We start from the raw sequence: 14883 nt of genomic DNA on the forward strand, positions 1-14883 counted from the left end.
CTTGTTCGATTTGCGCCAGTAGTAAGAGACACCCCATATTATTTTTATAATATCCTTTCCGAACTGTCAGTTCCTGGAGAGTTTTATATAGACAGAGATACTGGCAATCTCTACTTTTACCCGCCGGACAAAATAGAAGGAAGCGAAATGATTGTATCCACGCTCAACTCTCCCATTATCAATATTAAAGATACCTCAAACCTTCTTCTTTACGGGCTAACGCTGGAAGGTACATGGGATAGCGCATTAGAAATGGCAGGTGGAAGAAACAACCTTATAGCCGGCTGCACCGTACGAAACACAGGAATTATGGGAATACACATTAATAAAGGATGGTTTCATGGTATAGTAGGTTGCGATATATATGATACCGGAGAGGGAGGAGTTAAACTAAACGGTGGGGATGTAGAAAAACTTATCCCAGGAGGCCATTATGTTGAGAATAACCATATATACAGGTTTAACAGGTTTAGTTTTGGGGGAGAAAAATTTGGAATTTCAATGCAAGAAGGAATCGGTAACAGAGCTTCACACAATGTGGTGTATGATTCCCCTTACATTGGAATAGCATTCAGCGAAAATGACAATATTATTGAATATAACGAAGTTTACGATACTATGTATGAAGGCCAAGATGGTGGCGCCATATACAATCACAATAGACAAGCATATTTAAGAGGCAGAGGTAATGTGATGCGTTACAATTTTATCCATCATATAACTTCACATTCTTCTCCCACCAGGCCAAGTCTTGCCGCAGGTATTACCATAGACGGAGTCAACGGAGCTATGACTATGGAAGGCAATATATTTTACCGTAACGCTCCTGCTATATTTACCCACGGACCAGATGCCCGCATTGAAAACAATTTCTTTATAGACAATGCGCAGGGTATTCTTATGGGGAGAAGGTTACACCTTAGCCATACAGGGCTACACAGACTTTTACCCACGGTTGAACAACTTTTTAAAGAGGTCAATTACAAACAACCCCCTTGGAATTACAGGTATCCACAAGCAGTACAAGTGTTTGAAGATACGTTACCCCTCGGGAAAACTGAAAAAAACATAATAGAAAGGAATATAAATAGCAAGGGCTTTTTTCTACAAATTCCTCTATCTATAAACGCAAAAAATAGTATTATTAAAAATAACTGGGACCAAGGTGACCCATTGTTTGTAGATGCACAAAATATGGATTTCAGACTTAGGCCAGGCTCACCTGTATTTGGAATAAGCGGGGTTGAACCTGTGTATTTTGAAAATATGGGATTATACAAAGACCAACTGCGTGCTAGCTGGCCAGTAGAAAAAGCTCCTGCAGGTAAATACTACCAAGCCGATAAAACCCTAAACAGACTCGACCAACAGGATACCGACCCTATGACACGTAGATTCCCACCATTAAAAAGAATTAGCGAAGCTCGCGAATATCAAGTAAAGAGAAGAACGTCTCCCATAACGATAGACGGCAACCTTGATAACACTGAATGGCTACAACTTGATAAAGGTAAAGCCATGCTCATAGAAGAAAATCATATAACAGGCAAAATAAAGGAAGGAGCAAGAAGTTACGCGTGGCTCTTGTTTGACGATAATTACCTTTATTTAGGAATAGAGAACTGCCCTGACCCATGGAAAGAAGGCCTTAAAAAAGAGTTATCTTCTTCTTTAAACGAAATCACAATAGAAGGTATTTTTGGTAAAAACACACCCTGGTGGGAAAAAGATATGCCGATAGGTCCTCTTTACACATTTAGTGGACACTCAGACGGTAATTTCAAAATACACGACCTTTATGGGATGCCTTTAGAATCGGCAGAATTGATTCAAAAAAACATAGAATATAAGACCAAAATAATAGATCCAAAAACCTATCACTGGACAGCAGAATGGAAGATACCATTTTCAGTTCTTTCTATGTCAGTTAAGGATATCAGTTCGCTGAAATTCAATATCGGAGGACCCAAAAGAGAAGGGTGGGTCTGCTGGGTAGCAACTGGTAGCTCATTGTGGCGCATAGACAACGCTGGCTCTATAAAGTTTTCCGAATAAACGAAGGTCTAACTTTCAAATAAGTGCGCCCTTTAAGCAACGATAAGGTTAAGTATTTTGTTCTGTATATATATCTGTCTTTTTATTGTTTTGCCCTCAATCCACTTTAAAAAGGTAGTATCTTTCATAACACCACGTAAAACGTCTGCCTCTGTTGCTCCATAAGAAACTTTAATTTTACCTCTAACTTTTCCGTTCACCTGAACAACCACCATAACTTCTTTATCCAATATCAACTCTTCACTCCATTTTGGCCACTCCTCAACAGTAATAGAGGTCTCTTTTAGGTGTTTGTTCCATAGTTCTTCTGCAAAATGAGGCGTAAAAGGAGCAAGTATTTTAATGAAATCCAGCCACGCAGAAACAAGTTTTCCTTTTGAAACTTTACCAGCTTCAAGTATTTTGCTCAACTCGTTGATAAACTCCATCATTTTTGCTATCGCAGTATTAAACTGGAATTCACGTTCAATATCTTCTGTAACTCCTTTAACAACTCTGTTTATAATTTTTATCAAATGGTTATCATCATCATCATTACTGCCAGTATTTTGATATTTGAGTATTCTTTCATTAAAACCCCATACCCTATTAACAAACCTCCACGCTCCTTCAATACCTGTTTCAGCCCATTCAAGGTCAAGTTCCGGAGGTGCAGCAAAAAGAATAAAAAGTCTTAACGTATCAGCACCATATTTATTTATGATTTCTCTTGGGTCAACAACATTACCCTTAGATTTTGACATTTTCGACCCATCTTTAATAATCATTCCTTGACACAGTAGATTCTTAAAAGGTTCTGAGAAAGAAACATACCCCATATCTTTAAGCGCTTTAACAAAAAACCTGCTATAAAGAAGGTGGAGTATTGCGTGCTCTATACCTCCTATATACTGGTCAACAGGCATCCAATAGTCAACCTCTTCCCTATCAAAAGCCTTATCTTCATAAACCTCTGAAGCGTATCTCAAAAAATACCAAGAAGAGTCCATAAAAGTATCCATTGTATCTGTTTCACGTTTAGCGTTCTCTTTACAGACAGGACATTTACATTCAACAAACTCTTTTATTTTTTTAAGAGGTGATTCTCCCGTACCAGTAAACTCAACATTGTAGGGTAGGGTTATAGGAAGTTCTTCCTCCGGAACAGGAACAATCCCACATTTATCGCAATATATTATTGGAATAGGCGTCCCCCAATACCTTTGTCTTGATATACACCAATCCCTAAGGCTATAATTTATGGTCTTCTTTCCACGTCCTTCAGATTCAAGACTTTTAGTAATCTCTTTAATACATTCTCTATTATGGAGCCCGTTAAATTGGGCAGAGTTAATCATAACTCCTTCACCCTCATAAGCATAATCTTGGCTTTCAGTACCATCACTCCATTCAGGGTTTTTTATAACAAACCTTACAGGAAGTTTATATTTATGTGCAAACTCAAAATCTCTCTGGTCGTGGGCAGGTACAGCCATAATCGCTCCTGTGCCGTACTCCATAAGAACATAGTTACCTATCCATATAGGTATCTCTTGGTTATTCACAGGGTTAACCGCTTTTATTCCAGTATCAACACCCTCTTTTTCCATTTTTGCTGTAATCTCTGCAGTAATATTCTGGTTCAAGACTTTTTTCAAAAAAACCTCAACAGAGTCTTTCACAGGACTTATTGAAAGAATCTCTTTAACAATAGGGTGGCGAGGAGAAATAACCATATAGGTTGCCCCAAAAAGCGTATCTGCTCTGGTGGTATAGACTGGAAGATTCTTATTTAACGCAGGAACATTAAAAGATATTTCAGCGCCCTCGCTCCTACCTATCCAGTTTTTCTGCATAAGAATTACCCGTTCAGGCCAGTTAGAAATACCAGAAAAATCGAGAAGTTTTTCTGCGTAATCGGTTATTTTAATAAACCATTGAGGAAACTCTTTCTGCTCGACAGGAGAATTACATCTCCAACACCCACCATCTACTACCTGTTCGTTAGCAAGGACTGTCTGACACGAAGAACACCAGTTTGCAGGTGAAAGTTTTTTATAGATAAGCCCATATTTATATAACTGCAGAAAGAAAAATTGGTTCCATCTATAATATTCTGGTGCGCAAGTTACAACCTGCCTTTCCCAACAGTATGATATACCCAATCTTTTAAGTTGGCTACTGATAGTTTCTATATTTTTATATGTCCAATCCTTCGGATGAACATTCTGTTTTATAGCGGCATTTTCAGCAGGCATACCAAAAGCATCGTACCCTATCGGATGAAGGATGTTATACTGTTTCATCTTCATAAATCTGGCTAAAACATCTCCAATGGTATAGTTTCTTACGTGCCCCATATGCATTTGAGCAGAAGTATATGGAAACATTTCTAAAACGTAGAATTTCTTCTTATCTTTAAGAAATGTAGCTCTATCAATTCCTGTCTCTTCCCACCTTGCTTGCCATTTTTCTTCTATCTCCTTAAACCTATATTTTTCCATACTTCTCTCCCAATTTTCTCAATATTTTTAAGTTCCTAATATCATCAGCAGGGGTATCTTTTGGAGTTTCTATAATATAAGGTAGTGTTCCAAAATAATCATCTTTAATAAGATTTTCAAAACCTTTTAAACCAATATGTCCTTCTCCTATATGCTGATGCCTATCTGACCTGGAACCTTTTGAGGTCAGAGAATCATTTGCGTGAACCATTAAAATATACCTTAAACCAAAAGATTTTTCAATTTCGCTTTTTAGGTTTTCAACAAACCCTTCAGTAGCCAAATCGTACCCTGATTCAAAAGCGTGCGCTGTGTCAAAACAGACTCCCGCTTTACCGTTTAGTTTATCAAGAATCTCTCCCAACTCATTCCATTTACTACCAACAGAATCTCCTTGTCCGGCAGTATTTTCAAGGAGAATTTTAACATTTCCTCCTACAAAATTTTTAAGATTATCTGCAACAGAAGCAACCCCATAGTTAATCCCCATACCTTTATGACTCCCTGGATGGATAACATAGTAAGCAACCCCCATCTTTTCACATTCCTCAAGTTCTACTTCAAGAACCTTACAAGACTTGTGTATTATAGTTTTATCAGGTGTAGCAAAATTGACAAGGTAGGGCATATGCACAGCAATAGGAAACACTTTTTTGGTTTCTGAGTCTTTTTTAAACTCTACCAACTCTTCATCGTCTCTACTTTTTCTGTTCCACCCTCTGGGGTTATGAAGAAAAATCTGACAACAATCACAGTTAAGTAGAAGGGTAGTTTCCAATACTGAATTAAGTTTTTTACCTAAAAAAATATGTGCGCCTATTTTCATTTTCTTTGACTTTTTATTTATTTAGTTTAATATTATTTAATGATAATGTAAAATAAAACTTTAATTCCCCAGTTCGTCTTTACGAGTTATGCTGATGAAGGTGGTAACTTTGGGGGCAAATGTCATACTTTCGCCTTAGTCAAGAGCAAAGAAAAGGAATACCTCCCGTCTTTGCCCTCTCCCCCAAGGGTAGAGGCAAGTAAGGAAAGATTGCATTGCGAGGATTTCTTAGCATGGCAAATAGCACTCCTCGTAAGACAAACACAAGGGGTTGGATTTTACAAAACTTTTTTTAAAACTTTGGAGAACTAAATGAAAAGAAAAATAAAAATAGGGATTATTGGAGCAGGAGGGATAGCTCAATATGCGCATATCCCAACTTATAAAAAGGCAGAAAACGTTGAAATAACATCAATAGCAGACACAAACGTAGAGAAACTAAAATATGCGTCTCAAAAATTTGATATTCCAAAAACTTTCACAAACTGGGAAGATATGCTCAACGAAGATATTGATGCCGTTAGTATCTGCACCCCCAACATTTTCCATTCCATACAGTCTATCAAAGCTATGGAAGCAGGTAAACACGTTCTTTGTGAAAAACCTTTATGCCTAACAGAGCAAGAAGTTGAAGATGTTTTCAATACATCGGAAAAAACAAAAATGAAATTTATGGGCGCTATGCCAAAACGGTACTCTGGCGAGGCTCAGATAATGAAAAAACTTATAGAGAACGGACATTTTGGCGAAATTTATTATATGAAAGCCAGTTATATGAGAAGAAGAGGTATTCCAGGACTCAACACTTGGTTCACAAATAAAAGACTCGCAGGTGGTGGACCAATGATGGACTTAGGTGTTCATATCATCGATTTCTTAATCTACCTAACAGGTATTTTTAACCCAGTAACAGTTTTTGGTACCACCTACTCTAAATTTTTTGATTCAACCACCGACGGCGGTTGGCCACCACTTGATACAAGAATAGGGAACAAATTTATTGAAGAAGTAAATGTAGAAGACCTTTCTTCTGGTTTTGTTAAATTTGCAAATGGAGCAACTCTTTTTGTTGAAACAAGTTGGGCGGGCAATTGTGAAACGGGTACAAAAATAAGTATTTTAGGCACAAAAGCTGGAGCCCAATTACCAGACCCCGAAAACGCCAAAAACCCTATTAAAATATTTGGTGAAATTGAAGAAGTTTTATCAGATACAATCCCAACAATCCCTCCAACCAAAGCATTTGATGAAGAGATTAACCATTTTCTTAAATGTGTAAGAGAAGATGTTGACACAGGAACAAAAAAAGATGAAATCCTTACCGTTACCCGTATAATAGACGGCATATACAGATCTGCTGAGTCAGGTAAACCTATTATGTACTAAAACAATTAAAGAGGAAAAGTGAAAAACAAAAAAGATTTTTTTAAAAAAAGTGATAGGTACAAACCGTCTACAAAAAAAGAAACTCCAAAAAAGGCTGGGAAAAAAGAGTTTTCTACATCAAGACAGCGTACCTATACAAAAGAGACAGAACCTCTTCTTGAGCAATATAAACTCAGCAAAGGGTTGATACAGATTTATACAGGAGACGGGAAAGGTAAAACTTGCACAGTAATAGGTCTTACCCTTAGGGCTTCGGGGGCAGGGTTAAAAACTGGTTTTTTTCAGTTCTTTAAAAGACCGTTCTCTTCTGAAATAAAAGTTTTAAGGGAACTAAAAAATATACATTTTTACACCTTTGCTTCACACTATTATCAGTCTGAATATATAACTAAAGAAGAAATTAAAAGATTTAAAGCCGATTTTAAAAATGTTTGGAAAAAAACTTTAAGTATTATAGAAAAGAATTCTTACGACATAATAATTCTTGATGAGATACTTGTTGCTTTAAGAGATGGCTTTTTAAGCGAGAACGAACTTTTAGATTTTATTCAGAACAAAAATCGTACAACTGAACTAATTATTACTGGCAGAGACATTACAGACAAACTAACAGAAGTTGCCGACCTAATAACTGAACTAAAAAAAATCAAACATCCTTTCCCCGACATTAAAGCACGAAAAGGGATAGATTTTTAACAAAGAAAACCTATTATGAAACTTAAAGTTGGAATAATTGGAGCGGGTGGAATTGCACAGTATGCTCATATCCCTTCTTACCAAAAGAATAGTGATATTGAAGTTGTTGCGATATCCGATACTAACCAAGAAAAATTGAAGACCGTCTCAGAAAAATTTAAGATACCTTTAACATTTAGCAGATGGGATGAAATGCTTAGCGAAGATTTAGATATTATAAGTATCTGTACCCCCAGCGTTTTTCACTTCCCTCAATCAGTAAAAGCTATGGAGTTAGGCAAACACGTGTTATGTGAAAAACCTATATGTATTAGTTCAAAAGAATTAAAAGAAATATTCAAAGTTTCAAGTAATACAGGTATGAAGTTTATGGGAGCAATGCATAAAAGGTTTTCTGGGGAAGCACAAGTACTAAAAAAAATAATCAAAAACGGACATCTGGGAAAGATTTATTATACAAAAGCAAGTTGGGTAAGAAGAAGAGGAATACCTTACCCCGGTTCGTGGTTCACAAACAAGAGTTTATCAGGTGGCGGAACTCTTATGGATATAGGGGTCCACGCAATAGATTTACTGATATACCTTACAGGGATTTCAGAACCAGAATTTGTCATAGGCGCAACTTACAACAAATTTAAAGATATAGCCACCGACGGCGGCTGGCCCCCACCTGATACAAGAAAAGGGGATAAATATACTGGTATCATAGATGTTGAAGAACTTGCGACAGGGTTTATAAAATTTAAAGGTGGAGAAACTCTTTTTGCAGAAGCGTGCTGGGCTGGAAATCTAAAAACTGATTTCAGTATAGATATATTAGGAACAAAAGGTGGAGCTCGTATAGTCAATCCAGGTGAAAGAAAGAAAAACTCATTAACTATTTATGGCGAAATAGAAGGCGTGATTTCAGATTTCACACCTACAGTTCCTATAACGAATCCTTTTCAGGAAGAAATAGAACATTTTGTTGACTGTATCAAAAACGATAGGATGCCCCTTACAAGCAGAGAAGAACTCCTTACTGTAATGGAAATCATTGAAGGCATATATCATTCAGCAACAAGCAATAGTTAAACAAGCAGGGGGAAAAAAGTATGGGGTGTTATTTACTCACTCTGGTACTACGGCGCATACACCTTCCCATTTTTGCCCTCTACCCTTGGGGGAGAGGAGTGCTGGTGCGAAGAATAATGAGCACTGTATAGCACAAAGGGCGAGTCGGTGAGCCCGCTGACTGAAGCCGTAGGGCAAGAAAGGGTGAGGGGGACTTTATGCAGACTATAGCAAAAGAATAGCAATAAAAGAGTAGAACAAACAAAAAAAGGAGAGCAATATGGGTTTTATGAAAGAATTCAAAGAATTTGCAGTAAAAGGTAATGTTGTAGATATGGCAGTAGGTATTATAATAGGGGCAGCTTTTGGGAAAATAGTATCTTCCTTTGTTGGAGATGTCATAATGCCTCCCATTGGAGCTTTACTCGGTGGGGTGAATTTTACTGAGTTAGCAATAATTATAAAAGAAGCATCTCCCGATACTCCTGCTGTTGTTATCTCATACGGAAAGTTTATCCAAACTCTGGTCGATTTTTTAATTGTAGCCTTTGCAATATTTGTTGTTATAAAAGGATTAAATTCTTTAAAACGGAAAGAAGTACCTGCTCCTGTTGAACCACCAGCACCTGGCAAAGAAGAAGTTCTACTTACAGAAATAAGAGACTTGCTTAAAAAAAATAACAAATAGCTAAGTCAAACCTTTGTTTATATTGCAGGGAGGTAAAACAAATGGTAAAAGCAGAGACAAAATACCTACCGTTCAATATAAAAGGTTATCCAAAATTTAATATAGCATACTGGGAACTAAATTCAGGGAAAAAAGGACCGTCTCTTCTTGTAACTTCTTGCTTACACGGCAACGAAGTTCAAGGAAGCGAAGTTCTTAGAAGATTCTGCCCCATAGCCGAAAAGAAACTTTTAAAAGGACGAATGATTCTTGTTCCGTTTGCCAACCCTCTTGCTCTGTGGAACAGAAGGCCTCATATAATTTCAACCCGTGCACACCCTAAAGGCAAGGAGATATGGGACGAAGAAAGGAAAATTTTTAGGTTTGACCTTCGCGACAACATAAACTGCACTTGGCCTGGAAACCCAAAAGGAAACGAGGCAGAACAGATAACAAATATTCTGTTTAACAAACTTGTAAAACAGGCAACACACCTAATAGATATGCACTGTTAGCAGCGTTTTCTTATTACTACTGGTCTTAGTAGCGATAATGAAAAAATACTTGATTTTGTAAAAGCAGCCGCACTTCCTGCGATATATATCAACAAACTCAGTCCTGAAAAACCCGGACTTTCCAAACCTCCGTATCTTCTAAGCACACTATTTGAAGCAACAGGCAGAATCAGTTTTGATATGGAATTTTCTGGACAGTATATTATCGTAGAAAAAGAAGTGGAGAGGGGCGTAAGGATGTTAGGCAACTGTTCTAAGTATCTTGAAATGTTCAAAGGCAAACCTGAAGGGCTCGATGAAACAGTCATATTTAAAGATAAAAACTCAAAAGAAGTTACTGTCACAGCACCTGAAAACGGACTATTTGTAGAGAATGGTCTTTCCAATGGCGACTATGTGAAAAAAGGAAGTATTCTTGGGGTAATCTTTAGCGACAGAACACTTAAAACTATCAAAATAAAAGCACCTGTCAGCGGATATCTTTATTCATACGGTCATAACAAAAGGTTTTGTGATGTTGATCTGGCTGATACGCATCCTTACGCAGCAAGGGCGACACTCTGGCAATAATTATAGAATCCCCCCAAAAGAAGACTAAATAATTTACACTTAACTATACAGTTATTTCGTACTTCTGGTTGCCACCTGTGCCTGCTTTTAAAAGAATACTACCTAACCGTTTACCTTTTGAGGAAACAAACCATTCTACCTTATTACCGCTAATACCAGGCAGGTGCCCTAAATCATAGAAAGAAGTTAAAGAAAGAAGTTTTGATTTTTCTGAAAGAACAAATTCAACCTGAACAGTTTGTAACCTTTTTAAAGATTTACCTTTATTAGTAATATTGGTAGGTAACGCCCCGTTATTTCTTACTGCCGCTCTTATTCTATAAATACCATCTCCAACAGATTCTGTTTTTATCTCTTCAATTAAAACATTTGGATGCATCTCCGAATGTTTAATAGTAAAACTATATGTTCTTTTAGAGATTTCTTCTAATTTGCTTAAAGATGGGTTCCCTACATAAGTACTACGTAATCCTCCAATCTCCACTTCGCCCAACTGAGGATGAACAAATCTTTTCCAATTTACAAAAAACTCTTCTTTATTCTTTTGAGTATCTATCCATTTAGCAAGTTTTCTTGATATCTCTACAATATCTTCTTCTTTTACTGCTTTAAACTGTTCCTCTGTAGATATTCCAGCACTATTGGTAAGAACCCCCAACTCAAACTCAAATACAAACAACCCAAGATGATGATACCCAAAATTATGAAAATGGCCTCTAAGATTATTGTCACGCCTATTTACCTTATGGTATTTTATTACTGGGATTACTGGAAACCCTGTTTCTTTAGAACCTATCTGAGCAAGTTCTTCCATCATAATTAAATCTTCTTCGTTAATATCAGAATCACTTCCTGTAGATGGAGGTCTTAACACAGCTTCTGGACCTGTGTGATACCCAAGAATACCAAAAATATTCTTTCTGCTATGTATAAATTCTGCAATACATTTCATTTCTAATTCACTAAAAGGAAAATCACCAGACCCAGACTGTTCTGGCTCAGGACGCCAGTCATAAGACCAGTTTCTATTCCAATCGAAAGAACGCCCTCCTATTTTTATATTTTCGCTACCATCCCAATTATGGATTATGCCTTCAGGATATACTTTATAAAAAGGACCTTTAGAATTAAATTTTCTTCTAATCATCAACCTATCATCTTTAGGGTCCTTAATTAACGCTCCATCTGGATGTTCTCGCCTCATTGATAAAATCATTCCGTTACCATCAATATCTTGTTGATAAAGATTATTTGTTAATCTTATACTTTTATCTATTCTGCTTCTAACTCTACCCTGGGTAGTAACAGCAAATTCTGCTCCATCTGGATTTAGCCGAGGTATAATGTAGAAAGTTATACGTTTTAGAAGTTCTGGCTCCTCTTTAACTAACCTCATAGCCGTGTAGAGAGAAGCGTGTGTACCCGCTAACTCGTTTGAATGTATATTTCCGTGTATAAGATAAGCTGGTTTATCTTCTGGTTTGCCGCTTTTAAAATCTGTAACAGTAAGCAGATGAAGTTTTCTCCCTTCTCTGGAAGTTCCAATAGAACCAAGTTTACATAAGTCAGGACGTGTTTCTACTAAAGAATAAAGAAAATTTGTTACCTCTTCAAACTTCATAAAACTATCATAAGATAAATTAGGTATTTTTTTTAGATTTGGCATTTTAACCTCCTAAATTATATTTTATTGTAATATAAACTTCTTTACATTATATGCTATAATACCATATAAAAGTTATTTAAAATAGGAGAACTTATGGCAAAGAAGAAAAAGAAAAAAGTAGGTAATGTACCAATGCCTGTTTTAACAAAAGGCAAACTATTAAGGTTACTTTTTTTCGTCATTCTTGTATCTTTAGGGTTTATTCTCAAAAAATATTTACCAACAATAAACACTTTTGGTTGGGGGTTTACTTTAGGGTTAATATGTATGGCTATTTTAACAGGCTAGCTTTTCTTTACATATACATTTAATCTTATAAATGTAGGAATATTTTTGCAAAAAACTTGATTTTTACATCCCAATATAATATATTGTTATTAAAGAATATTCCGTCTTTGCGACGATATGCGAAGCAATTTCCTCGGAGGTACTCGAGCCGGAATCTCGTTTTTTTTACTACTATTGTTAAGTGGATTAAATTAGAAATCCTGAAACAAGTTCAGGATGGTAAACTGGAACGTTGAAGGCACAAAACAGTAATAAAATAGGAGTCTCGAATGGAAAAATTATGGAGTTGGGCTGTAAGAGGTTCTCATTTCGGTGGAAAAACGCATGAAGAAATCATATCTATTTGTCATTACGCTAACATTGCTTCAGTAGAAGCAAACGTTGGCTGGGTTATAAACAGATCCGAAGAAGAGATTGTTGCCATTAAAGATAAATACCAAAAAAATGCTTTAAGGTTAGAAACTTTCCACCTTCCCAATGGTTTAGAGGGCGATATATGTGCCTTATATGAAACTATCAGGGAAAAAGCAGTTCAAATACAAAGTAAAATGATATATAACGCTTCCTTATTAGGATGCAGGGCAGTAATACTACACCCAACAACCACTTCTTATAATGTTGATAAAGAAGGTGTTGACAGGTACATTTCTCAGATGAGCAAAAGTATGGAAGTCTTACTTGAAATTGCAGAAAAAGAAAACGTGGTTATAGCAATAGAAAATATGTTGCCTGGCGATGATAACAACAGGTTTGGCTCCAAACCGAGCCATTTCAAACTTTTTATTGAAAGATTTTCTCATCCCAACTGCGGTTTCTGTCTTGATACTGGCCATGCACACGTTTCATTAGGTCAAGAAGGACCTGAAAAATTATTTGAAGTAATGTCAAAACGCCTTGTAGCAGTACACCTTCAAGATAACGCAGGATACACAGATTCTCACCTTGCTCCCGGTAAAGGTCTAATAAACTGGAAAAACATTTTTCAGGGTATGGTTAAAATAAAATTTAAATGGGCAGCCACTATTGAAGCACCCCCTTTCTATTACGGTCCTAACTATACTCACAGCAAGGAATCCTGGAAACAGTTAATAACAGATACAGATAACTTGGTTAAAGAAAGTTTTTCATAAATTATATTAAAGTTAACTCTTCGTAAGATAAAATATTACGAAGTAAAAATCATAATCTTGCACAAACAAAGGCAAGTAAGGAGGCATTATGTTTAGATACTCAGCTGGACCTTGGAACGTACACGAAGGTGCTGATATTTTTGGACCAGAAGTAAGAAAATCTATTACATTTGAAGAAAAAGTTTACAAGTTTAAAGAACTCGGTTTATCAGGTGTACAATTTCATGACGACGACGCTGTCCCAGAAATAGCTAAAATGAACGAAACCGAAATAAAAGCTCAAGCTCGTGAAGTTAGGGCGTTTCTTGACAAAGTAGGTATGGCAGCTGAATTTGTTGCTCCACGACTATGGCTTGCCCCTGAAACTATTGATGGTGGGTTCACCTCTAACTCTAAGTCTGATAGAGAGTACGCTATGTGGAGAGCGCACCGCTCTATAGATATTGCAAAAGAACTCGGGTGCGATAAACTTGTTCTTTGGCTTGCTCGTGAAGGGACACTCTGTTTTGAAAGTAAAAACCCAGTAGAAAATGTTAAAATAATTATTCAAGCAATAAACCAAATGCTCGATTACGATAGCCAAATAAAAGTCCTCATAGAACCCAAACCAAACGAACCTATCGACAGAAGTTTTTGCCCAACATTGGGACACGTTATGGGAATATCTTCTCAAACAAAAGACCCTTCAAGAGTTGGTGGATTGTTAGAATCTGCACACGCAACCCTTGCAGGACTTGACCCAGCAATGGAAATAGCATACGGACTTGCAATGGGAAAACTCTGGAGTGTCCACTTAAACGACCAGAATGGGATAAAATTTGACCAAGATAAATCTTTTGGTGTTGAAAATTTAAGGCAAGCATTCAACCAGATAAAGGTTCTTAAAGAGAACAACTACGGAAGCAACGGCGAGTATATTGGCCTTGATGTTAAAGCAATGAGAACACAAAGGATTGAAGATTGTTACAGACATATTGACAACAGTATTAAAATTGTTAAAATGCTGGAAGAAAAGGTTGATAAGTTTGATTACGAGTTTCAGAAGAAATGTGTTGCAGAAAGAAACTATGAAGCCCTTGAAATATACGTAATTGAATTACTGTTAAAAGGATAAAAAAAGTATGTGATGTCTACTCACTCTGGTACTACGGCGCATACACCTTCTACGCCACAATCGGGCACTCTGAGAACTCACCCTTCTGCGCAAAGACGTCTCCGAAGGGCTTAACAGGCTCAGAGCAGTAGAACAAAAGGCTTGAACCTTTTGTTAACAGCCCCCTATTCCGTCTTTTGTAGTTTGTCTTGCGAGCTTTATCCGCCAAAGCCAACCTACGCTAGACTACAAGCTTCGGCAGGTATACCTTGGCGTAGGAGGGCGTTTTTTGGCGTGGCAATCTCGCCGTAGGCGGAAAAGGAATGGGGGTAAACAATAGTGTATAGGATAAAAACGAGGATTGCCGCAGTCACACAAAGCGTTCCTTCGCAACGACAAAAAGCGTCGGTTAGCACCTCGTAATTCGTTCCTAAACACATACTTTTTTAACGAAA

The 14883-nt window shown here is 37.0% G+C and carries 11 protein-coding genes and 1 pseudogene; 9 read left to right on the top strand and 3 right to left on the bottom strand.

Going from position 1 to position 14883, the window contains the following annotated elements; translation table 11 throughout:
• On the top strand, positions 1-2055 hold a 2055-nt coding region (locus tag M0P98_07420; GenBank protein MCK9266686.1), incomplete at its 5' end, for a right-handed parallel beta-helix repeat-containing protein.
• Positions 2056-2087: 32 nt separating this feature from the next.
• On the opposite strand, the gene leuS is transcribed toward M0P98_07420, so the two are convergent.
• Together leuS and M0P98_07430 are read right to left on the bottom strand one after the other, a co-directional pair.
• A complete protein-coding gene (leuS, locus tag M0P98_07425; GenBank protein ID MCK9266687.1) occupies positions 2088-4538 on the bottom strand; it encodes a leucine--tRNA ligase in 2451 nt (816 codons plus the stop codon).
• A complete protein-coding gene (locus M0P98_07430) occupies positions 4525-5364 on the bottom strand; it encodes a deoxyribonuclease IV (protein ID MCK9266688.1) in 840 nt (279 codons plus the stop codon). Before M0P98_07430 ends, leuS begins: the two co-directional genes overlap by 14 nt.
• A gap of 312 nt (positions 5365-5676) precedes the next feature.
• Here M0P98_07430 and M0P98_07435 point away from each other — a divergent pair, with 312 nt between their 5' ends.
• From M0P98_07435 to M0P98_07455, 5 genes and pseudogenes are all read left to right on the top strand, one after another.
• On the top strand, positions 5677-6750 hold the full coding sequence (locus M0P98_07435) for a Gfo/Idh/MocA family oxidoreductase (GenBank protein ID MCK9266689.1): 1074 nt from the start codon (positions 5677-5679) through the stop codon (positions 6748-6750).
• Positions 6751-6768: 18 nt separating this feature from the next.
• On the top strand, positions 6769-7446 hold the full coding sequence (locus tag M0P98_07440) for a cob(I)yrinic acid a,c-diamide adenosyltransferase (GenBank protein ID MCK9266690.1): 678 nt from the start codon (positions 6769-6771) through the stop codon (positions 7444-7446).
• A gap of 15 nt (positions 7447-7461) precedes the next feature.
• Positions 7462-8520: a Gfo/Idh/MocA family oxidoreductase gene (locus M0P98_07445; protein MCK9266691.1), complete on the top strand. Its 1059-nt coding sequence runs from the start codon at positions 7462-7464 to the stop codon at positions 8518-8520.
• Between the two features lie 259 nt (positions 8521-8779).
• Positions 8780-9187, top strand: coding sequence for a large-conductance mechanosensitive channel protein MscL (mscL, locus tag M0P98_07450; GenBank protein MCK9266692.1), 408 nt, complete (start codon positions 8780-8782; stop codon positions 9185-9187).
• A 41-nt stretch (positions 9188-9228) separates the two neighbouring features.
• Positions 9229-10251 (top strand): annotated as a pseudogene (locus tag M0P98_07455) (succinylglutamate desuccinylase/aspartoacylase family protein).
• Between the two features lie 43 nt (positions 10252-10294).
• Here M0P98_07455 and M0P98_07460 read toward each other — a convergent pair.
• The gene (locus tag M0P98_07460; GenBank protein ID MCK9266693.1) at positions 10295-11917 is read right to left on the bottom strand and encodes a M14 family metallopeptidase; all 1623 of its coding nucleotides are present in this window, start codon (positions 11915-11917) and stop codon (positions 10295-10297) included.
• A gap of 93 nt (positions 11918-12010) precedes the next feature.
• On the opposite strand from M0P98_07460, the gene M0P98_07465 reads away from it, so the two are divergent.
• From M0P98_07465 to M0P98_07475, 3 genes are all read left to right on the top strand, one after another.
• Positions 12011-12205, top strand: coding sequence for a hypothetical protein (locus M0P98_07465; protein ID MCK9266694.1), 195 nt, complete (start codon positions 12011-12013; stop codon positions 12203-12205).
• Positions 12206-12474: 269 nt separating this feature from the next.
• Positions 12475-13335 (top strand): sugar phosphate isomerase/epimerase, encoded by an 861-nt coding sequence (locus tag M0P98_07470; GenBank protein MCK9266695.1) that lies wholly within the window; start codon positions 12475-12477, stop codon positions 13333-13335.
• An 88-nt stretch (positions 13336-13423) separates the two neighbouring features.
• Positions 13424-14449 (top strand): TIM barrel protein, encoded by a 1026-nt coding sequence (locus M0P98_07475; GenBank protein MCK9266696.1) that lies wholly within the window; start codon positions 13424-13426, stop codon positions 14447-14449.
• Positions 14450-14883: the final 434 nt, after the last annotated feature.

Source organism: bacterium (assembly GCA_023230585.1).
Taxonomy (GTDB): Bacteria; Ratteibacteria; UBA8468; order B48-G9; family JAFGKM01; genus JALNXB01.

Coding starts and splice junctions, on each gene's coding strand:
- leuS (MCK9266687.1), bottom strand. CDS start 4,538: ATGGAAAAATATAGGTTTAAGGAGATAGAAGAAAAATGGCAAGCAAGG.
- M0P98_07430 (MCK9266688.1), bottom strand. CDS start 5,364: ATGAAAATAGGCGCACATATTTTTTTAGGTAAAAAACTTAATTCAGTA.
- M0P98_07435 (MCK9266689.1), top strand. CDS start 5,677: ATGAAAAGAAAAATAAAAATAGGGATTATTGGAGCAGGAGGGATAGCT.
- M0P98_07445 (MCK9266691.1), top strand. CDS start 7,462: ATGAAACTTAAAGTTGGAATAATTGGAGCGGGTGGAATTGCACAGTAT.
- mscL (MCK9266692.1), top strand. CDS start 8,780: ATGGGTTTTATGAAAGAATTCAAAGAATTTGCAGTAAAAGGTAATGTT.
- M0P98_07460 (MCK9266693.1), bottom strand. CDS start 11,917: ATGCCAAATCTAAAAAAAATACCTAATTTATCTTATGATAGTTTTATG.
- M0P98_07465 (MCK9266694.1), top strand. CDS start 12,011: ATGGCAAAGAAGAAAAAGAAAAAAGTAGGTAATGTACCAATGCCTGTT.
- M0P98_07470 (MCK9266695.1), top strand. CDS start 12,475: ATGGAAAAATTATGGAGTTGGGCTGTAAGAGGTTCTCATTTCGGTGGA.
- M0P98_07475 (MCK9266696.1), top strand. CDS start 13,424: ATGTTTAGATACTCAGCTGGACCTTGGAACGTACACGAAGGTGCTGAT.